17 protein-coding genes are annotated in these 21,039 nt (G+C 52.3%); 11 read left to right on the top strand and 6 right to left on the bottom strand.

Annotation, left to right across the window (positions count from 1 at the left end; translation table 11 throughout):
• Window position 1: 1 nt before the first annotated feature.
• The 6 genes from ispH (at window position 2) to caiF (ending at window position 8,444) form a co-directional block, all read left to right on the top strand.
• On the top strand, window positions 2–952 hold the full coding sequence (gene ispH / locus HV261_RS22400) for a 4-hydroxy-3-methylbut-2-enyl diphosphate reductase (RefSeq protein ID WP_202039546.1): 951 nt from the start codon (window positions 2–4) through the stop codon (window positions 950–952).
• Window positions 953–1,017: 65 nt separating this feature from the next.
• Entirely contained in the window at window positions 1,018–1,932 is a 915-nt protein-coding gene (rihC, locus tag HV261_RS22395; protein ID WP_202039545.1) for a ribonucleoside hydrolase RihC, read from the top strand.
• A 173-nt stretch (window positions 1,933–2,105) separates the two neighbouring features.
• Complete coding sequence (dapB, locus tag HV261_RS22390; protein ID WP_202039544.1) at window positions 2,106–2,927, top strand: 4-hydroxy-tetrahydrodipicolinate reductase; 822 nt, start codon at window positions 2,106–2,108, stop codon at window positions 2,925–2,927.
• A gap of 454 nt (window positions 2,928–3,381) precedes the next feature.
• On the top strand, window positions 3,382–4,530 hold the full coding sequence (carA, locus tag HV261_RS22385; protein ID WP_202039543.1) for a glutamine-hydrolyzing carbamoyl-phosphate synthase small subunit: 1,149 nt from the start codon (window positions 3,382–3,384) through the stop codon (window positions 4,528–4,530).
• 17 nt (window positions 4,531–4,547) lie between these two features.
• Window positions 4,548–7,775, top strand: a complete 3,228-nt coding sequence (gene carB / locus HV261_RS22380; RefSeq protein WP_202039542.1) for a carbamoyl-phosphate synthase large subunit — start codon at window positions 4,548–4,550, stop codon at window positions 7,773–7,775.
• Between the two features lie 273 nt (window positions 7,776–8,048).
• A complete protein-coding gene (caiF, locus tag HV261_RS22375) occupies window positions 8,049–8,444 on the top strand; it encodes a carnitine metabolism transcriptional regulator CaiF (protein ID WP_202039541.1) in 396 nt (131 codons plus the stop codon).
• A gap of 76 nt (window positions 8,445–8,520) precedes the next feature.
• Here caiF and caiE read toward each other — a convergent pair whose 3' ends face one another.
• From caiE to caiT, 6 genes are all read right to left on the bottom strand, one after another.
• Entirely contained in the window at window positions 8,521–9,117 is a 597-nt protein-coding gene (caiE, locus tag HV261_RS22370) for a carnitine operon protein CaiE (RefSeq protein WP_202039540.1), read from the bottom strand.
• A gap of 99 nt (window positions 9,118–9,216) precedes the next feature.
• The gene (gene caiD / locus HV261_RS22365) at window positions 9,217–10,002 is read right to left on the bottom strand and encodes a crotonobetainyl-CoA hydratase (protein WP_202039539.1); all 786 of its coding nucleotides are present in this window, start codon (window positions 10,000–10,002) and stop codon (window positions 9,217–9,219) included.
• A 54-nt stretch (window positions 10,003–10,056) separates the two neighbouring features.
• Window positions 10,057–11,610, bottom strand: a complete 1,554-nt coding sequence (caiC, locus tag HV261_RS22360) for a crotonobetaine/carnitine-CoA ligase (RefSeq protein WP_202039538.1) — start codon at window positions 11,608–11,610, stop codon at window positions 10,057–10,059.
• 63 nt (window positions 11,611–11,673) lie between these two features.
• A complete protein-coding gene (gene caiB / locus HV261_RS22355) occupies window positions 11,674–12,891 on the bottom strand; it encodes an L-carnitine CoA-transferase (protein WP_137383762.1) in 1,218 nt (405 codons plus the stop codon).
• A 60-nt stretch (window positions 12,892–12,951) separates the two neighbouring features.
• Window positions 12,952–14,094, bottom strand: coding sequence for a crotonobetainyl-CoA dehydrogenase (gene caiA / locus HV261_RS22350; protein WP_202039537.1), 1,143 nt, complete (start codon window positions 14,092–14,094; stop codon window positions 12,952–12,954).
• 34 nt (window positions 14,095–14,128) lie between these two features.
• Window positions 14,129–15,646, bottom strand: a complete 1,518-nt coding sequence (gene caiT / locus HV261_RS22345) for an L-carnitine/gamma-butyrobetaine antiporter (RefSeq protein WP_202039536.1) — start codon at window positions 15,644–15,646, stop codon at window positions 14,129–14,131.
• Between the two features lie 481 nt (window positions 15,647–16,127).
• Between caiT and HV261_RS22340 the strand changes: the two genes are divergently transcribed.
• The 5 genes from HV261_RS22340 (at window position 16,128) to HV261_RS22320 (ending at window position 20,965) form a co-directional block, all read left to right on the top strand.
• Window positions 16,128–16,898, top strand: a complete 771-nt coding sequence (locus HV261_RS22340) for an electron transfer flavoprotein FixA (protein WP_202039535.1) — start codon at window positions 16,128–16,130, stop codon at window positions 16,896–16,898.
• Between the two features lie 15 nt (window positions 16,899–16,913).
• The gene (locus HV261_RS22335; protein ID WP_202039534.1) at window positions 16,914–17,855 is read left to right on the top strand and encodes an electron transfer flavoprotein subunit alpha/FixB family protein; all 942 of its coding nucleotides are present in this window, start codon (window positions 16,914–16,916) and stop codon (window positions 17,853–17,855) included.
• A gap of 50 nt (window positions 17,856–17,905) precedes the next feature.
• Complete coding sequence (locus HV261_RS22330; protein WP_202039533.1) at window positions 17,906–19,192, top strand: FAD-dependent oxidoreductase; 1,287 nt, start codon at window positions 17,906–17,908, stop codon at window positions 19,190–19,192.
• Complete coding sequence (gene fixX, locus HV261_RS22325) at window positions 19,189–19,476, top strand: ferredoxin-like protein FixX (protein WP_202039532.1); 288 nt, start codon at window positions 19,189–19,191, stop codon at window positions 19,474–19,476. The genes HV261_RS22330 and fixX overlap by 4 nt, the downstream gene beginning before the upstream one ends.
• A 145-nt stretch (window positions 19,477–19,621) precedes the next feature.
• A complete protein-coding gene (locus HV261_RS22320; protein WP_202039531.1) occupies window positions 19,622–20,965 on the top strand; it encodes an MFS transporter in 1,344 nt (447 codons plus the stop codon).
• The last annotated feature ends 74 nt before the right edge of the window (window positions 20,966–21,039 follow it).

Raw genomic sequence — 21,039 nt, 5'->3', positions numbered from 1 at the left:
AATGCAGATCCTGTTGGCCAACCCGCGCGGCTTCTGCGCTGGCGTAGACCGCGCTATCAGCATTGTAGAAAACGCGCTGGCTATTTACGGCGCGCCGATTTATGTCCGTCACGAAGTGGTGCATAACCGCTACGTGGTGGATAGCCTGCGTGAGCGCGGTGCTATTTTTATTGAGCAAATCAGCGAAGTGCCGGACGGCTCAATTCTGATTTTCTCCGCCCACGGCGTGTCTCAGGCAGTGCGTAACGAAGCCAAAGGCCGCGACCTTACCGTATTTGATGCGACCTGTCCGTTGGTGACCAAGGTGCATATGGAGGTCGCCCGTGCCAGTCGTCGCGGCGAAGAGTCGATCCTGATCGGCCACGCCGGACACCCGGAAGTTGAAGGTACGATGGGCCAATACAGTAACCCGCAAGGGGGGATGTATCTGGTTGAATCACCGGAAGATGTGTTGAAACTGGACGTGAAAAATGAAGGTAAACTTTCCTTCATGACGCAGACCACGCTCTCCGTTGACGATACTTCGGATGTCATCGACGCGCTGCGCCAACGTTTCCCGAAAATCGTTGGGCCGCGCAAAGACGATATCTGCTATGCCACCACTAACCGTCAGGAAGCGGTACGTGCGCTGGCGGAACAGGCGGATGTTGTGCTGGTTGTCGGCTCGAAAAACTCGTCTAACTCCAACCGTTTGGCTGAACTGGCGCAGCGGATGGGGAAAGCCGCGTATCTGATTGATGATGCGACTGACATTCAGGAAGCGTGGGTGAAAGAGGCGAAATGCGTAGGCGTGACCGCTGGCGCCTCGGCACCCGATATTCTGGTGCAGAATGTGATTGCTCGTCTGCAGGAGCTGGGCGGTGGGGAAGCTATCCCGCTTGAAGGCCGTGAAGAGAATATTGTTTTCGAAGTACCTAAAGAGCTGCGTGTGGATGTTCGTGAAGTAGAGTAAGTCTTTCACGCCATGATTATGCGAAGATGCCAGACTTAACGTCTGGCATTTTTTTTGGAGAAACCATGCGCTTACCGATCATTCTTGATACCGATCCTGGCATTGATGATGCCGCCGCTATTGCCGCCGCGCTGTTTGCCCCTGAGCTGGATCTGCAACTGATGACCACGGTAGCAGGCAATGTGTCGGTGGAAAAAACCACCCGTAATGCGTTGCAGTTACTGCATTTCTGGAAGGCGGATATTCCCCTGGCGCAGGGCGCATCCATGCCGCTGGTGCGCCCGTTGCGTGATGCTGCTTCCGTACACGGTGAGTCCGGCATGGAAGGGTACGAATTTGTCGAGCACGACCGCCAGCCGCTGGCAAAACCTGCCTTCCAGGCCATTCGTGATGCGCTGATGCATGCCCCGCAGCCTGTTACGCTGGTGGCAATTGGTCCTTTGACCAACATTGCGCTGCTGCTGACTCATTATCCTGAATGCGTATTCAACATTCAGCGCCTGGTGATGATGGGCGGTTCGGCCGGGCGCGGGAACTTCACGCCAAACGCTGAGTTTAATATTGCTATCGACCCGGAAGCGGCAGCGAAAGTATTCCGGAGTGGGCTGGAGATTGTAATGTGCGGGCTGGACGTGACCAACCAGGCCATGCTTGCGCCGGATTATCTGGCGACGTTACCAGGGCTTAATCAGACCGGAAAAATGCTGCATGCGCTGTTCAATCACTACCGTAGCGGTAGCATGAATACGGGGCTGCGAATGCACGACCTGTGCGCTATTGCCTGGCTGGTGCGCCCGGATCTCTTTACGCTCAAGTCCTGTTTTGTCGCCGTTGAAACGCAGGGGGAATATACCTCTGGCACAACGGTAGTAGATATTGAAGGGCGGCTGGGGCAACCCGCGAATGCCCAGGTGGCGCTGGGGCTGGATGTCGAGGGTTTCCAGCAGTGGGTGGCGCACGTTCTGGCACTGGCCCCCTGATTTCCACGCGATATAACGATATGACGCTGCTTATTCCGTGGCGTCATGCCTTTTACTGATATCTTTCCCTGTTTATCATTAAATTCTAATTATCGACGTTTTCGGCTGGCGGCGCAGCGATGCGCTGGTTAATCTGAAAACGATTTACGTAAAATTAACAAAAGAGAATAGCTATGCATGATGCACAAATCCGCGTTGCCATCGCGGGAGCCGGAGGACGCATGGGGCGTCAGTTGATTCAGGCCACTCTTGGCATGGATGGCGTACAGCTTGGCGCGGCGCTGGAGCGTGAAGGCTCTTCCTTATTGGGTAGCGATGCCGGGGAACTGGCGGGCGCAGGAAAGACGGGCGTGACCGTGCAAAGCAGCCTTGAAGCGATAAAAGATGATTTTGACGTTTTTATCGATTTTACCCGCCCGGAAGGTACGCTGACACATCTGGCGTTTTGTCGCCAGCACGGTAAAGGCATGGTGATTGGCACCACCGGCTTCGATGAGGCGGGAAAACAGGCTATTCACGATGCCGCACAGGATATTGGCATCGTCTTCGCCGCTAACTTTAGCGTCGGTGTTAACGTCATGTTGAAGCTGCTGGAGAAAGCCGCAAAAGTCATGGGTGACTATACCGATATCGAAATTATTGAAGCGCACCACCGCCATAAAGTGGATGCGCCGTCTGGTACCGCGCTGGCGATGGGGGAGGCGATAGCCGGGGCACTGGATAAAGATTTAAAAGACTGTGCCGTCTATGCGCGTGAAGGTTATACCGGTGAACGTGTGCCGGGCACTATCGGTTTTGCGACGGTGCGTGCGGGAGATATCGTTGGGGAACATACCGCGATGTTTGCTGATATCGGTGAGCGCATCGAGATTACGCATAAAGCCTCCAGCCGTATGACATTCGCCAACGGTGCGGTGAGATCGGCAGTTTGGCTGAAATCTAAATCAAATGGTCTTTTTGATATGCGAGACGTGCTTGATTTACGCAATTTGTAAGATTTATTACCCTTCGTGATGTGGTTATTGTGGTCGTAATTATTTGATTACATAGGGCAATATTTTATTGCCCTTTATTTTATCTGTTTGATGTTTATTTTGAGTTTAATGTCTTATTTTTATAGGTTTTACTGTCTTTTTGTGTTGGTTAAATGTAAATTTTGACCATTTGGTCTACTTTTTATCTCTTGTTTTTGAGATTTGATACTCTTCCTGCTCCGCAAGCGTTTTCCACTCTAAGTTAGTTGATCTTTTTGATGCCTGGAGGCGGGTTAATTCGTCAATGGCGCAAAATAATAATAAAAATTGTCCTTTTGGGTAGACTTTTACGTGGGCTATCTCTAGAATGCCGCCGTTTGCCAGAAATCCATAGGTAAGCAAATTTGCATTGATTCATAGTGTGTTAATGAATTAATATGCAAATAAAGTGAGTGAATATTCTCTGGAGGGTGTTTTGATTAAGTCAGCGCTATTGGTTCTGGAAGACGGAACCCAGTTTCACGGTCGGGCCATAGGGGCAACAGGTTCGGCGGTTGGGGAAGTCGTTTTCAATACTTCAATGACCGGTTATCAAGAAATCCTCACTGATCCTTCCTATTCCCGCCAAATCGTCACTCTTACTTATCCTCATATCGGTAATGTCGGCACCAATGAAGCCGATGCAGAATCTTCTCAGGTACATGCGCAAGGCCTGGTCATTCGCGACCTGCCGCTGATTGCCAGCAACTTCCGCGATACTGAAGACCTTTCTTCTTACCTGAAGCGCCATAACATCGTGGCGATTGCCGATATCGATACTCGTAAGCTGACGCGTCTGCTGCGTGAAAAAGGCGCACAGAACGGCTGCATTATTGCGGGTGACAACCCGGATGCGGCGCTGGCGCTGGAAAAAGCCAAAGCGTTTCCGGGCCTGAACGGTATGGATCTGGCGAAAGAAGTGACCACCGCGGAGCCGTATAGCTGGACGCAGGGTAGCTGGACGCTGGAAGGTGACTTACCGGAAGCAAAATCTGCTGATGAACTCCCGTTCCACGTCGTGGCTTACGATTTCGGCGCCAAGCGCAACATTCTGCGTATGTTAGCGGATCGCGGCTGTCGCCTGACGGTTGTCCCGGCGCAGACCTCTGCAGAAGAGGTTCTGAAGATGAATCCGGACGGTATCTTCTTGTCCAACGGTCCTGGCGACCCGGCACCGTGCGACTACGCGATTACCGCGATTCAGAAATTCCTCGAAACCGATATTCCGGTATTTGGCATCTGCCTCGGCCATCAACTGCTGGCGCTGGCGAGCGGTGCCAAAACCATCAAGATGAAGTTTGGCCACCACGGTGGCAACCATCCGGTGAAAGATATTGATAACAATACCGTGATGATCACCGCGCAGAACCACGGTTTTGCGGTTGATGAGGCCTCCATGCCTGCCAACCTGCGCGTGACCCACAAGTCACTGTTTGACGGCACCCTGCAGGGGATTCATCGTACCGATAAACCGGCATTCAGCTTCCAGGGGCACCCGGAGGCGAGCCCAGGTCCGCACGACGCTGCGCCGTTGTTTGACCACTTTATCGAGCTTATTGAGCAATACCGTCAGTCCGCGAAATAATCAGGAGTAAAAGAGCCATGCCAAAACGTACAGACATAAAAAGTATCCTGATTCTGGGCGCGGGTCCGATTGTAATCGGTCAGGCGTGTGAGTTTGACTATTCCGGCGCGCAGGCGTGTAAAGCGCTGCGTGAAGAGGGTTACCGCGTCATTCTGGTGAACTCCAACCCGGCAACCATCATGACCGACCCGGAAATGGCCGATGCAACCTATATCGAGCCTATTCACTGGGAAGTGGTACGCAAAATTATCGAAAAAGAGCGCCCGGATGCGGTGCTGCCGACCATGGGCGGCCAGACGGCGCTGAACTGTGCGCTGGAACTGGAACGCCAGGGTGTACTGGCTGAGTTTGGCGTGACCATGATTGGCGCGACGGCAGATGCCATTGATAAAGCAGAAGACCGTCGTCGTTTTGACATCGCGATGAAAAAAATCGGCCTCGATACTGCGCGTTCAGGCATCGCCCACACCATGGAAGAAGCGTTGGCGGTTGCCGCTGATGTTGGCTTCCCGTGCATTATCCGTCCCAGCTTCACCATGGGCGGCACCGGCGGCGGTATCGCCTATAACCGCGAAGAGTTCGAAGAAATCTGCGAACGCGGTCTGGACCTTTCCCCCACTAATGAGCTGCTGATTGATGAATCGCTGATTGGTTGGAAAGAGTACGAGATGGAAGTGGTGCGTGATAAAAACGACAACTGCATCATCGTCTGCTCCATCGAAAACTTCGACGCCATGGGCATCCATACCGGTGACTCCATCACCGTAGCACCAGCCCAGACGCTGACCGACAAAGAATATCAAATCATGCGTAACGCCTCGATGGCGGTACTGCGTGAAATCGGCGTGGAAACCGGTGGTTCTAACGTCCAGTTTGCGGTAAACCCGAAAAACGGTCGTCTGATCGTCATCGAGATGAACCCGCGTGTATCCCGTTCTTCAGCGCTGGCGTCCAAAGCAACGGGCTTCCCGATTGCTAAAGTAGCGGCGAAACTGGCGGTGGGTTACACCCTCGATGAGCTGATGAACGACATCACTGGCGGTCGTACTCCGGCATCCTTCGAGCCGTCCATCGACTACGTGGTGACGAAGATTCCACGATTTAACTTCGAGAAATTTGCGGGGGCAAACGACCGTCTGACTACCCAGATGAAATCTGTTGGTGAAGTGATGGCGATTGGCCGCACCCAGCAGGAATCCCTGCAGAAAGCGCTGCGCGGTCTGGAAGTGGGCGCGACCGGTTTTGACCCGAAAGTAAGCCTGGATGATCCGGAAGCGCTGACTAAAATCCGCCGTGAGCTGAAAGACGCAGGCGCTGAGCGTATCTGGTACATCGCTGATGCGTTCCGCGCTGGCCTGTCCGTCGATGGTGTGTTCAACCTGACCAACATTGACCGCTGGTTCCTGGTGCAGATTGAAGAGCTGGTGCGTCTGGAAGAAAAAGTGGCTGACGTGGGCATTAACGGCCTCGATGCTGACTTCCTGCGTATGCTTAAACGCAAAGGCTTCGCCGATGCGCGTCTGGCTAAACTGGCGGGCGTGCGCGAAGCAGAAATTCGCAAACTGCGTGAACAGTATCAGCTGCACCCGGTATACAAGCGCGTGGACACCTGTGCCGCAGAATTCTCCACCGACACCGCCTACATGTACTCCACGTATGAAGAAGAGTGTGAAGCGAATCCGACTCAGGATCGCGACAAAATTATGGTGCTGGGCGGTGGTCCGAACCGTATCGGTCAGGGGATTGAATTCGACTACTGCTGCGTACACGCTTCATTGGCGCTGCGTGAAGACGGTTACGAGACCATCATGGTCAACTGTAACCCGGAAACCGTTTCAACTGACTATGACACCTCTGACCGTCTGTACTTTGAACCGGTAACGTTCGAAGACGTGCTGGAAATCGTGCGTATCGAGAAGCCGAAAGGCGTTATCGTTCAGTACGGCGGCCAGACCCCGCTGAAACTGGCTCGTGCGCTGGAAGCGGCAGGTGTTCCGGTTATCGGCACCAGCCCGGATGCGATTGACCGTGCCGAAGACCGTGAACGTTTCCAGCAGGCGGTTGACCGTCTGAAGCTGAAGCAACCGGCCAACGCCACCGTAACCGCTATCGAGCAGGCTGTTGAGAAAGCAAAAGAAATCGGTTATCCGCTGGTGGTGCGTCCGTCCTACGTTCTCGGCGGCCGCGCGATGGAAATTGTCTACGACGAAGCTGACCTGCGCCGCTACTTCCAGACGGCGGTGAGCGTTTCCAACGACGCGCCGGTGCTGCTGGACCGCTTCCTCGACGATGCGGTAGAAGTTGACGTGGATGCTATCTGCGACGGTGAAATGGTGCTGATTGGCGGCATCATGGAGCACATCGAACAGGCGGGCGTGCACTCCGGTGACTCCGCATGTTCTCTGCCTGCTTATACGCTGAGTCAGGAAATTCAGGACGTCATGCGTCAACAGGTGCAGAAACTGGCCTTCGAACTGCAGGTTCGTGGCCTGATGAACGTCCAGTTTGCCGTGAAGAACAACGAAGTTTACCTGATTGAAGTTAACCCACGTGCGGCGCGTACCGTTCCGTTCGTCTCTAAAGCCACTGGTGTACCGCTGGCGAAAGTGGCGGCACGTGTGATGGCGGGTAAAACATTGGCACAGCAGGGCGTCACCAAAGAAGTCATCCCGCCGTACTACTCGGTAAAAGAAGTGGTGCTGCCGTTCAATAAATTCCCGGGCGTTGACCCGCTGTTAGGGCCAGAAATGCGCTCTACCGGTGAAGTCATGGGCGTGGGGCGTACCTTTGCCGAAGCGTTCGCTAAGGCACAGTTGGGCAGCAGCTCCACCATGAAAAAACAGGGCCGTGCGCTGCTCTCCGTACGTGAAGGCGATAAAGAACGTGTAGTGGACCTGGCGGCGAAACTGCTGAAGTTTGGTTTCGAGCTGGATGCCACGCATGGTACGGCGATTGTGCTGGGTGAAGCGGGCATTAACCCACGTCTGGTGAACAAGGTGCATGAAGGCCGTCCGCACATTCAGGACCGTATCAAGAATGGCGAATACACCTACATCATCAATACCACTGAAGGTCGTCAGGCGATTGAAGACTCCAAGCTGATTCGCCGCAGTGCGCTGCAGTATAAAGTGCATTATGACACCACCCTGAACGGCGGTTTTGCCACGGCGATGGCGCTGAATGCAGATGCCACCGAGAAGGTGACCTCTGTCCAGGAAATGCACGCGCAGATCAAAATGTCATAAAAAATAGGTTCGGTGATAATTGCGTTAACCGGACCTGCAATATAATTTTGAAAGGGTTTCTGTAAAGAAACCCTTTTTTAAATTCGTGTAAGGTCATTCCTGGCTAAATGCACTTTCATAACCACATTTTCAATGTAATAAGCACGATATAGCTCACACTAATCAACATTCAAGTCGCATACTATCCTTTATATCCACAATTTTAATATGGCTTAGTTTTTATTAATTTGGACAGGCCGTAGCCAGATTTTTAATTTGTGAAATGGTGTGCTTATGTGTGAAAAATATGTTGAAAGACCGCTTTATTTGTTAATTGCTGACTGGATGATGGCTGAGGATCGTTGGATCACCGCAAAGGAAATTTCCCGCCATTTTGATATTGAGCACTGCAAAGCGATTAATACGCTCTCCTATATTCTGTCTGAAGTGGGGGAAATCGTTTGTGAAGTTAAGATGATCCCTAATCAGATTGCCGGTCGGGGCTGTCAGTGCCAGCGGCTGGTGAAAGTCATCAGTATTGATTCCCATCTTTACAGCAGATTGAATCACAATTTGCAGGAAAAAAAGGTGAGCATGGCGAAAACGCCGCGCCTGTCAGCGGTTCCTCCAACAGAGCTCAACCGTGAGCAGAAATGGCAAATGATGCTCTCCAAGAGTATGCGTCGCTAATGGTCAGTTTGCCTGATGGCGGTATAAACGGTGATTGACGCGTAGGCCGGATAAGCGTGAGCGCATCCGGCATCAATTACGGTGCTGATTTCGGCTTCACGTCCGTCGTGCCTTTCAGGCGCGGCCGGTTTTCTTCGACCCGCGTTAAGGGCTGCGTTTCGTGTAAACCAGTCTGACAACGGATCGCAAGATCCTGATACTCTTTGGTGTTCAGCCGTTTCCAGTGTAGTTCCTGGTCCGTGACTTCGCGCAGTACGCGAACCGGGGAGCCAACCAGCATCTGTCTTGCCTCCCCCTGAAATCCGGCTTTGACAAAGCTCATGGCGGCAACGATGCTCTCTTCGCCAATCACTGCGCCGTCCATAATGACGCTGTTCATGCCAATCAATGCATCCCGACCGACCACGCAGCCATGTAAAATTGCGCCATGACCGATGTGTCCATTCTCATGCACGATGGTATCGGTGTCGCAGTAGCCGTGCATGATACAGCCATCCTGCAGATTAGCGCCTGCCTCGAGGATCAGACGACCATAATCACCACGCAGTGACGCGTGCGGACCAATATAGACACCGGCCCCCACAATCACATCGCCAATCAGCACGGCGCTGGGGTGGACATATGCATCCGGGTGTACGACCGGAATCAGTCCTTCAAAGGCGTAATAGCTCATGGTTGTTCCTCGCTTTTTTGCCGGATGGCGTTTATCTGGCTGACATACCGTGTTTGTAGGCCGGATAGGGCGTTTACGCCGCCATCCGGCATGTCTTGATTAACGACCTTTCCACACCGGATCGCGTTTTTCCGCAAATGCCTGTGGTCCTTCCAGCGCATCTTCAGAGTGCAGGACAGCGGGATAATGTTTCAGTACGCCGCTACGGATGTAACGGTAACCTTCTTCCACCGGCATTTCGCTGGTCGCACGGTAAATCTCTTTCAGCGCGGCGATAGCCAGCGGGGCGCTATTCACCAGCTGTTGCGCCAGTTCGCGGGCGCTGTCCATCAATTCACTTTGGCTAACAACACGGTTCACAATCCCCCAACGCAGCGCTTCTTCGGCGCTCATGCGTCTGCCGGTCATCACCATTTCATTGACGATAGCCGGCGGCAGCAGTTTCGGCAGACGCAGTACGCCGCCACTGTCCGGTACAATACCGAGTTTGGCTTCCGGCAGGGCGAAGCTGGCGTTCTCTGCGCAGACGATAAAATCGGCCGCCAGCGCCAGTTCGAAACCACCCCCAAATGCATAGCCGTTTACCGCAGCGATGACCGGTTTATCGAGATCGAATATTTCGGTTAAACCGGCAAAGCCGCCTGGGCCAAAATCGGCATCAGGCGCTTCACCTTCCGCGGCGGCTTTTAAGTCCCAACCTGCGGAAAAAAACTTCTCGCCGCCACCGGTGATGATGGCGACGCGTAATTCAGGATCGTCACGGAAATTAAGAAAAACTTCGCCCATTTTAAAGCTGGTTTTGGCGTCAATGGCATTTGCTTTGGGCCTGTCCAGCGTAATTTCCAGAATCGGGCCATTGCGGGTCAGATGTAATGATTCACTCATGGTTCATCTCCAGATAAATAGGTTTTCAGGCAGGAGATATTCCTGCCAGAGAGGTTATTTCAGATTTTTTTTAATTATTTTCCCTGAACAATTTCGCGGCAGGTCGGTTCTGATCTCCATAAAAGAGGGAACCTTAAATTTCGCCATATTGTGTTCGCAGAAGCTGAAAAACTCGGCTTCGCTTAATGTTTCACCTTCATTCAGGACAATAAATGCTTTAATCGCTTCATCACGGATAGTGTCTTTGATACCGACAACAACGATGTCCTGAATTTTCGGATGTGCAGAAATGATATTTTCCAGCTCAACGCAGGAGACATTTTCTCCACCGCGTTTAATCATATTGCAGCGCCTGTCGACAAAATAAAAAAAGCCATCCTCATCCTGGTAACCCGAATCGCCGGTATGTAACCAGCCTTCTGGCTCCAGTGCTTTGGCGGTTGCTTCTGGCTGAGCGTAGTACTCTTTAAAGATCGTTTTACCCGGCACGCCTTTAATGCATATTTCACCAATTTCACCGGCGGGCAGGGGGCGGTTTTGGTCGTCGCGAATTTCAGCTTCATAGCTAAAACCGACACGACCAATTGAAGGCCAGCGCCGTTTGTCTCCTGGACGGTCGCCAATAATGCCGACGATAGTTTCTGTCATACCGTAGGAGGTCAGCAGCCTGACGCCAAAACGCCCGGTAAAGTCGTCTTTTTCCTGCTCTGATAAGTTGAGGTAGAACATCACTTCACGCAGATGATGTTGCCTGTCCGTCGGCGAGGCGGGCTGTACCATCAGCGTTCTGATCATCATCGGGATGCATTCCGTCACCGTCGCTTGATATCGACGTACCTGATCCCAGAAGCCCCGGGCGCTGTACTTCTCAATCAGCACGAAGGTGCTCCCTGATGAAAATGCCGGCATTGCAGCCGTGCACTGGCAGTCGATATGAAACGCAGGCATCACCGTCATGTAGACGTCATCATCGCGCAGGGCGATTTGCCAGGCAGAGTAGTAACCTGCAAAACGCAGGTTGTAGTGGGTAATTACCACCCCTTTGGGACGTGAGGTGGTGCCTGAGGTAAACAGAATTTCCGCCGTATCGTCAGTGGATAACGCGGGCGTATAGCATAGCGTGGCTGACTGTCGGTCTTTCAGGAGGGAAAAGTGGCTTACGCCGTCATCCGCCGGAAGCCGATCGCCAATCAGACAGATGTGATTCAGTGGTGTCTCGTTTTCCTGGCGTATCTGGCGGTACATAGGATAAAACTGGGCGCTGGTGACCAGCAGGCGCACCTGACTGTTTTGCAGGATCCAGGCGCTTTCTTCACCCAGCAGACGGGCATTAATCGGGACCATAATGGCGCCGATTTTTGCCAGTCCAAACCAGCAAAAAATAAACTCCGGACAGTTATCCAGATGCAATGCGACCTTATCGCCCTTGCGGACCCCTAAAGAATGGAAAAGGTTCGCCGTGCGGTTAATTTCTTCATTAAGCGAGGCATAGCTAAACTGCTGAACGCTTCCTTCGCAGGATTCGAAAATAAGTGCCGTTTTATTTCCGTACACCCCGGCCAGGTCGTCCCACATCTGACGTAAGTTTTGTCCGCCAACGATATCCATATTGCTTTATCCACTGAAAACAGGCGTGAGCGCTAACCAAACCCGTGGGTTAGCGCGTCGCGTTTATTCCTCAACCCTGGCCAGGCCTTTGCCGACCAGCTCATTTATGTCTGCTTCGCTATAACCGATATTTTTCAGAATGGCGGCGGTATCCATGCCGTGTGATGGCATGCCACGCCAGATTTTCCCCGGATTATTTTTGAATTTCGGCATGATGTTTGGCCCTTTGCAGGTGCGACCATCCATCGTTTGCCACTGAGTAATGGATTCACGGGCAACGTACTGCGGGTTGCCTTCCAGTTCTGGAATCGTCAGTACCTTCGCGCAAGCGATGTTCAGCTCGGCAAAGCGTGCCTGGACCTCGGCAATGGTGTGTTGCGCCAGCCAGGCATCCAGTTTTTCTTCGACTAATGGGCCGTATGGGCATTCAACGCGATGGATAAGCTGAGTACCTTCCGGGACTTCAGGGGTACCGAGGATGTGAGCCAGACCAATATCTTTAAAGCACTCGTTGATTTGCGTGATACCAACCAGTTCCATAACGATGTAGCCATCAGCACATTTATACAGACCGCAACCGGCGTAGTAGGGGTCTTTCCCTTTGGTCATGCGCGGGCAAATTTCGCCACCGTTGAAGTAATCCATCATGAAGTACTGACCCATACGCAGCATCACTTCGTACATGGCAACGTCAATACTTTCCCCTTTACCCGTTTCGCGCACTTTGTGCAGCGCAGCCAGCGCGGCGGTGGTTGCGGTCATGCCAGAAAAGTAATCGGCGGTGTATGGGAAGGCGGGCATAGGCTGATCAACGTCGCCGTTTTGGATCAGATAGCCGCTGAATGCCTGCGCGATGGTGTTATAAGCCGGAAGATTGGTGTACTCCTCGGTGCCAAACTGACCGAAGCCGGAAAGGTGGGCGATAACCAGTTTCGGGTTATGTTCCCACAATACCTCATCAGTAATGCCGCGGCGGGCAAAGGCCGGGCCCTTACTGGCTTCGATGAAGATGTCGGTGGTTTCCATTAATTTCAGAAACGCTTCCCGGCCTTCATCTTTGAAAATATTCAGCGACAGGGCGTGCAGGTTACGGCGTGAAAGCTGTGGGTAGTTTGGCTGTACGCGGATGGTATCGGCCCATGCCACGTTCTCTATCCAGATAACTTCCGCACCCCATTCGGCAAACATTTGCCCGGCGAACGGCCCGGCAATTTCAATCCCTGAAAAGACAACCCGCAGCCCGGCAAGTGGCCCAAAGGTTGGCATGGGTAAATGATTCATAATTTAGCTCCTGGCAGTTAGTTGTAGGCCGGATAAGCACAGTGCCATCCGGCATCCCACTTAGCGGTATTGCTTGAGTACCGCACGACCCAACGTCAGGATCTGCATTTCGTCAGAGCCACCAGAAACACGGTCAACGCGCAGGTCACGCCAGAAACGGGTAATGCGATGGTTGCCCGCGATACCCACGCCACCCAGTACCTGCATAGCGCTGTCTACCACTTCGAACGCGGCATTGGCGCAGAAGTATTTACACATTGCCGCGTCACCCGAGGTAATGGTGCCGTTATCCGCTTTCCATGCGGCTTCCAGCAGCATGTTTTTCATGGAGTTCAGTTTGATCGCCATGTGTGCGAACTTCTCCTGAATCAGCTGGAAACGGCCGATAGTTTCGCCAAACTGTACACGCTGATTAGCGTAGCGCGCCGCATCTTCAAAGGCGCACATTGCCGTACCGTAGTTGGTCAGCGCGACGAGGAAACGTTCGTGGTCAAACTCTTCTTTTACGCGGTTGAAACCATTACCTTCCCGACCGAACATGTCTTTCTCATCCAGTTCGACGTCATCAAAGGTGATTTCACAGCAGCTATCCATGCGCAGACCAAGTTTCTCTAGCTTGTTGACCTTGATACCTGCTTTGCTCATATCAACAAACCACTCGGTATAAACAGGTTTATCCGGCGATGTACCATCTCTCGCCATCACCACGATATACGGGGTATAGGCGCTACTGGTGATAAAACACTTACTGCCATTAAGATAAACCTTACCATTTTTGCGTGTATAAGTGGTTTTCAGACTACCAACATCCGATCCCGCTCCCGGTTCGGTGATCGCCGAGTTCCACATCTGCTTACCGGTTCCCTGGAACGCCATGATTTTATCAATTTGCTCCTGGGTTCCTTCACGCAGGAAAGTGTTAAAACCTCCCGGCAATTGGTACAACACGTAAGTCGGTGCGCCAAGACGACCCAGTTCCATCCAGACGGCGGCAACGGTGACGAAACCGGCTTCCAGACCACCGTGTTCTTCCGGGATCAGCAGGCTATCAATCCCCATATCCGCCAGTGCTTTTACAAAACGCTCTGGATAGACGCTGTCGCGATCGCACTCGGCAAAATAAGCTTCCCAGTTCTCACTGGCCATCAGTTCACGAATACCGGCGACAAACAGTTCCTGTTCGTCATTTAAGTTGAAATCCATCTTTCAGCCTCTTGATCAATTGGGTTAATGAGAATTACTTGTCTTTCCAGTGCACTTTGGCGTCTTTAATAAAGGACAGCGTTACCATGATGTTGACGAAGAACAGCGGACATCCCCCGGCAATGATGGCGGTTTGAATCGGCTTCAATCCCCCCAGTGCCAGCAGCACAATACCGATGATGCCCACCAGGACGGACCACCCGATACGGATCAGCAGCGGAGGTTCTTCACCGTCGCGAACTTCGCGACAGGTCGACATCGCCAGGGTATAGGAACAGGCGTTAATCAGAGTGACAGTGGCAATGAAGCAGAGGATAAAGAATCCCCACATCGTGGCGGTGCTAAACGGTAAGGCGGCCCAGGTTTCGATAATGGCGCGCGCCACACCGTGTTGTTCAATCAACTGCGGGATATTGAGGATGTTTTTATCCATCAGCAGCAGCGTGTTACTGCCAAGGACAGTCCACAGGATCCAGGTCGACGCGGTCAGGCCCAGCACCATCCCGAAGCACAGTTCACGTACGGTACGACCACGAGAAATACGTGCCAGGAAGATACTCATCTGGATGGCGTAAATGACCCACCATGCCCAGTAGAAGACGGTCCAGCCCTGCGGGAAGCCGCCTTTGCCGATAGCATCGGTATAGAACAACATGCGCGGTAAATACATCAGCAGCATGCCGACGGAGTCGGTGAAGTAGTTCATGATGAAGCTGGCACCGCTGACGATGAACACCCAACCGAGCATCAGGAAACTCAGGTAGCTGCGCACATCACTGGCGATCTTGACCCCTTTTTGCAGGCCACAGGCTACGCAAATAGCGTTCAGGATGATCCAGCAGGTAATGATGATGGCGTCTAATTGCAGCGTATGCGGAATGCCGAACAGGTACTGCATACACTCGGTTACCAGCGGTGTCGCCAGACCGAGACTGGTACCCATCGCAAAGATCAGCGCCACCAGATAGAAGTTATCGACGATCGTTCCGAACAAGCCCTTTGCATGTTTTTCGCCAACTAACGGCACCAGTGTAGAGCTGGGGCGGATGACGTCCATTTTGCGCACAAAGAAGAAGTAGGCGAAGGCAACGGAGAGGAAGCTATAGGTTGCCCACGGCAGCGGTCCCCAGTGGAACAGGCTGTATGCCAGGCCTATCTCTTTCGCTCCTGTTGAGTTCGGGGCGAGAGCAAAGGGGGGCGTAGAGATATAGTAGTAGATCTCTATCGAGCCCCAGAACAGTACGGCAGCGGATGTACAGGAGGCGAACATCATGAAAATCCAGCTGGCGGTGCTAAATTCTGGTTTTTCGTCGCCTAATTTCTTTTTGGCGTACGGACCAAAAACCAGCCAGAACCAGCCGAAGAGCATGATGACCATATACCATTCAAATGCCCAACCCCAGACATTGGTGACATAACTAAATACCGCATTAATAACCACATTAGCGGCATCGAGATCTCTTACTGTTAGCCAGCAAAGTATCCCGACAATTATTAATGGCGGAAAGAAAACCTTAGGTTCAATTCCCGACTTTCTCTTTTCATTTTTCATAATTGAATTCCAGTGTGAAAACGAAATTTATTTAGCGTTCCCGTTTGTAATCTTTTGTTTATTTATTATTAATGATTTGTTGATAACTGTTTAACCTCTGGGGCGCCTCAGTGAGTAACTCATAATGGGTATTCGTAACGGGTGGTTCTGTTATGCGCGTCACACTTTTTTATGCTGGTAATTTTGGCTTAAAAATCAATTTTACATCTTTATATTCAATGGCTTGATGTTGGTTTTTTAACTTTTTTAAGTGTTTGTCTTTCAATATTGTTGAACCAGCAAACAATATTGAAAATTTTCCTGTTTGACATGTTTTGTTCAATATTGGTGAGGCATGTAACACTATTGAAAGTTACGAATTTCAATGTGTGACATTTTCAATATTGGTGATTAATGTTTTATTTCCGAATTAAAGAGCGTGATATTTGTATTTAACACCGCCGATATAAATAACGTTTCCTTCATGATTTCTGGAGATGCAATGAAGATAATTACTTGCTACAAATGCGTACCTGATGAACAGGATATTGCAATTAATAATGCTGACGGTTCACTGGATTTCAGCAAAGCGGATGGCAAAATCAGCCAATATGATCTGAATGCAATTGAAGCTGCGTGTCAGTTAAAACAGCAGCAAGGTGAGGCACAGGTTGTCGCCATGAGCGTGGGTGGGAAAGCACTGACCAACGCCAAAGGGCGTAAAGATGTGCTCTCCCGTGGCCCTGATGAACTGATTGTGGTGATTGACGAGCAGTTTGAACAGGCGCTACCACAACATACCGCGAGCGCGCTGGCCGCTGCCGCACAAAAATCAGGCTTTGATCTGCTTATCTGCGGTGATGGTTCTTCCGATTTGTACGCACAGCAGGTTGGTCTGCTGGTGGGCGAAGCGCTGAATATCCCGGCGATTAACGGTGTAAGCAAGATCCTGTCCCTAACGGATAACACCCTTACGGTAGAACGCGAACTGGAAGATGAAATTGAGACCCTGAGCATACCGCTGCCAGCGGTGATTGCGGTCTCAACTGACATCAACACCCCTCAAATCCCTTCCATGAAAGCCATTCTCGGCGCGGCGAAAAAGCCGGTTCAGGTCTGGTCGCCAGCGGACATTGGGTTTACTGGCGCACAGGCGTATTCCGTACAACAGGTTGCCGCACCGAAACAACGCGAGCGTCAACGCGTTGTGATTGAAGGTGACGGTGAAGAACAGATTGCCGCGTTTGTCGAGAATCTTCGCAAAATCATTTAATTATCAGGGGATGTTATGAACAAGTTTTCCAGTGTCTGGGTATTCAGCGATACCCCTTCTCGTCTGCCGGAACTGATGAGTGGTGCGCAGGCTTTAGGTGAAAAAGTTAACACATTCGTACTGAGTGACGCTGATAGCGCGATGGCATTCCAACTGGGTGCGGATCATGCCTGGTTGCTCAGCGGTAAGCCAGAAGATCGCATGATGGAGGATTACGCCGGGGTAATGGCTGAGACGATTCGTCAGCATAGCGAAGGGGGGGCGGTACTGCTGCCAAATACGCGTCGCGGCAAGCTGTTAGCGGCAAAACTGGGTTTTCGTTTATCAGCGGCAGTTTCCAACGATGCCAGTGCAGTGACATTGCAGGACGGAAAAGCCGCGGTCAAACATATGGTCTACGGTGGCCTGGCAATGGGAGCGGAAACCATCGCATCACCGTTTGCCGTACTGACGCTTAGTAGCGGAACGTTTGACGCCCAACAGCCAGACACCTCCCGTAGCGGCGAGATGCACACGGTGCAATGGCAGGCTCCGACCATTGCCGTGACGCGTACGGCAACTCAGGCGCGTCAGAGCAACAGCGTTGATCTTGATAAAGCCCGTCTGGTGGTCAGCGTGGGACGTGGTATTGGCAGCAAAGAGAATATCTCTCTGGCTGAAGCGCTGTGCCAGACGATTGGCGCTGAGCTGGCCTGTTCCCGTCCGGTGGCAGAAAACGAGAAGTGGATGGAGCACGAACGCTACGTCGGCATCTCCAACCTGATGTTGAAGCCTGAACTGTATCTGGCCGTGGGGATCTCCGGGCAGATCCAACATATGGTTGGCGCCAACGGTGCGCAAACAATCTTCGCTATCAACAAAGACAAAAATGCACCGATCTTCCAGTACGCGGATTTCGGCATCGTTGGTGATGCACTGAAGATCCTGCCTGCGCTGACGGCTGCCTTAGCGCGCTAAACCATATCGGGCAGGGTACGAGAGTACCCTGCTGCAGAGAGGAGTTTGTTATGTCCGAAGATATCTTTGATGCCATCATCGTGGGTGCAGGCCTGGCCGGTTCGGTTGCGGCGCTGGTGCTCGCTCGCGAAGGTGCACAAGTGTTGGTTATCGAGCGCGGAAATTCTGCTGGCGCGAAGAATGTCACCGGCGGGCGCATGTATGCGCATAGCCTGGAGCGCATTATCCCAGGTTTTGCAGAACAAGCCCCGATTGAACGTGTGATTACCCACGAAAAACTCGCCTTTATGACTGACAAAGGGGCGATGACCATCGATTACTGTAACGGTGAGGATGCAACATCGTCGCAGGTTTCTTATTCCGTATTACGCAGTAAGTTTGACGCCTGGCTGATGGAACAGGCCGAAGAAGCCGGCGCTCAGCTCATCACCGGTATTCGTGTGGATAACGTCGTGCAGCGCGAGGGTAAAGTCGTGGGCGTGGAAGCCGACGGCGATATTCTGGAAGCGAAAGTGGTGATCCTCGCCGACGGGGTGAATTCTCTGCTGGCTGAAAAGCTGGGTATGGCAAAGCGCGTTCAGGCATCGCATGTTGCCGTTGGCGTGAAAGAGCTGATCGAGTTGCCAAAGTCGGTGATTGAGGATCGCTTTCAGTTGCAGGGTAACGAAGGCGCCGCCTGTCTGTTTGCCGGGTCGCCAACCGATGGCCTGATGGGAGGCGGCTTCCTGTATACGAACGAAACAACGCTCTCTCTGGGTCTGGTCTGTGGTCTTCATCATCTGAAAGACGCGAAAAAATCGGTCCCGCAGATGCTGGAAGATTTCAAACAGCATCCGGCTGTAGCACCGCTGATTGCCGGTGGCAAGCTGGTGGAATACGCCGCGCACGTCGTACCGGAAGCCGGAATGAATATGCAGCCAGAGCTGGTAGGCGATGGCGTCCTGATTGCCGGTGATGCTGCCGGGATGTGTATGAATCTTGGCTTCACCATCCGCGGTATGGATTTAGCGATATCGGCAGGTGAGGCGGCGGCGAAGACGGTGCTTTCTGCCATGACGCGTGACGACTTTAGCAAGCAGTCGCTCGGCGAATACCATCAGCACCTGGATGATGGCCCGATGCGCGACATGCGCATGTATCAAAAACTGCCTGCATTTCTTGATAACCCACGCATGTTTACCGCCTATCCTGAAATGGCGGTCAGTATCGCGCGCGACCTGTTCACTGTCGATGGTTCCGCCCCGGTACCTATGCGTAAAAAAATTCTACGCCATGCGAAGAAAGTGGGCTTCATCAATCTGATGAAAGATGGCCTGAAAGGAGTGACCGTATTATGACATCTCCCGTCAATGTGGACGTCAAACTGGGCGTCAATAAATTCAATGTAGATGAAGAGAGCCCACATATCATTCTGAAAACGCAGCCGGATAAACAGGCGCTGGAGGTGCTGATTAAGGCCTGTCCGGCGGGGCTGTATAAAAAGCAGGATGATGGCAGCGTGCGTTTTGATTACGCCGGGTGCCTGGAGTGCGGAACGTGCCGCATTCTCGGACTTGATACGGCGCTGGAAAAATGGGAATACCCGCGCGGGACGTTTGGTGTGGAGTTCCGCTACGGCTAATCAGTACGAGGTTGTGCCCCGTAGGCCGGATAAGATGCGGTAGCATCGCCATCCGGCAATCATGTGGCGCCAATGCCGGATGGCGGCGTAAACGCCTTATCGGCCTACAGATGACGCTTTGCCCGTGTTGAAACAGGAAGTCGCTATGCAGCAGCCCAGAAACTTTGATGACATCAAATTTACCTCTATTCACCGCCGGATAATGCTGTGGGGAAGCGGTGGGCCATTTCTGGATGGGTATGTGCTGGTGATGATTGGCGTTGCGCTGGAGCAGCTCACGCCAGCGTTAAAACTGGATGCCGAGTGGATTGGTCTGCTGGGTGCCGGAACGCTGGCTGGGCTATTTGTTGGTACGTCACTGTTTGGTTACATTTCCGATAAGGTCGGGCGGCGCAAAATGTTCCTCATCGATATTATCGCCATTGGCGTGATATCGGTGGCGACGATGTTTGTGACCTCGCCCGTTGAATTGTTAGTGATGCGCGTATTAATTGGGGTGGTCATTGGCGCTGATTACCCGATTGCGACCTCGATGATTACCGAGTTTTCCAATACCCGTCAACGTGCGTTCTCCATCGGTTTTATTGCCGCGATGTGGTATGTCGGTGCCACCTGCGCCGATCTGGTCGGCTACTGGCTGTACGATGTTGAGGGCGGATGGCGTTGGATGCTCGGCAGCGCGGTGATCCCCTGCATTTTGATCCTGATTGGCCGTTTTGATCTGCCTGAATCGCCGCGCTGGCTGTTGCGCAAAGGCCGGGTGAAAGAGTGTGAAGCGATGATGATCAAACTGTTCGGCGAACCGGTGGTGTTCGACGAAGAAGCGCCACAGGAAACCCGTTTTCTTCAGTTGTTTAATCGTCGTCACTTTCCATTTGTCTTGTTTGTCGCGGCCATCTGGACCTGCCAGGTGATCCCGATGTTTGCTATTTACACTTTTGGCCCGCAGATTGTTGGTTTGCTGGGCCTTGGTGTTGGGAAAAGCGCCGCGTTGGGTAATGTGGTGATCAGCCTGTGCTTCATGCTGGGCTGTATTCCACCGATGTTCTGGCTCAATAGCGCTGGTCGTCGACCGTTGTTGATTGGCAGCTTTATTATGATGACCCTGGCGTTGGCCGCTCTGGGGCTGATCCCGGATATGGGGGTCTGGCTGGTGGTGCTGGCCTTCGCTGTGTATGCGTTTTTCTCTGGAGGTCCAGGGAACCTGCAATGGCTGTATCCTAATGAACTGTTCCCTACCGATATTCGTGCGTCTGCCGTTGGTGTGATCATGTCGTTGAGCCGCATCGGAACCATTGTTTCAACCTGGGCGCTGCCGATCTTCATCACGAAATATGGGATTAACTCCGTGATGTTAATGGGGGCAGGGATTTCATTGATTGGCCTGCTGGTTTCTATTGCCTTCGCGCCAGAAACGCGAGGATTGACGCTGGCGCAAACCAGTCAAATGACGATTCGTAGAAAATCGATGTCCAGAGCGAGCGGTTAAGAGTGTTCTGTATTTTCCCTACTACTCAGTCAGTTAGCCTACAGTTAACGGGTATATCACTGAAAATGACTGAA

Origin of the sequence: Citrobacter sp. RHBSTW-00671 (assembly GCF_014103415.1) — a bacterium.
In the GTDB taxonomy this organism is placed as follows: domain Bacteria; phylum Pseudomonadota; class Gammaproteobacteria; order Enterobacterales; family Enterobacteriaceae; genus Citrobacter.
The sequence above is the reverse complement of the archived record's forward strand: the minus strand, read 5'-3'. Positions and strand labels throughout refer to the sequence as shown.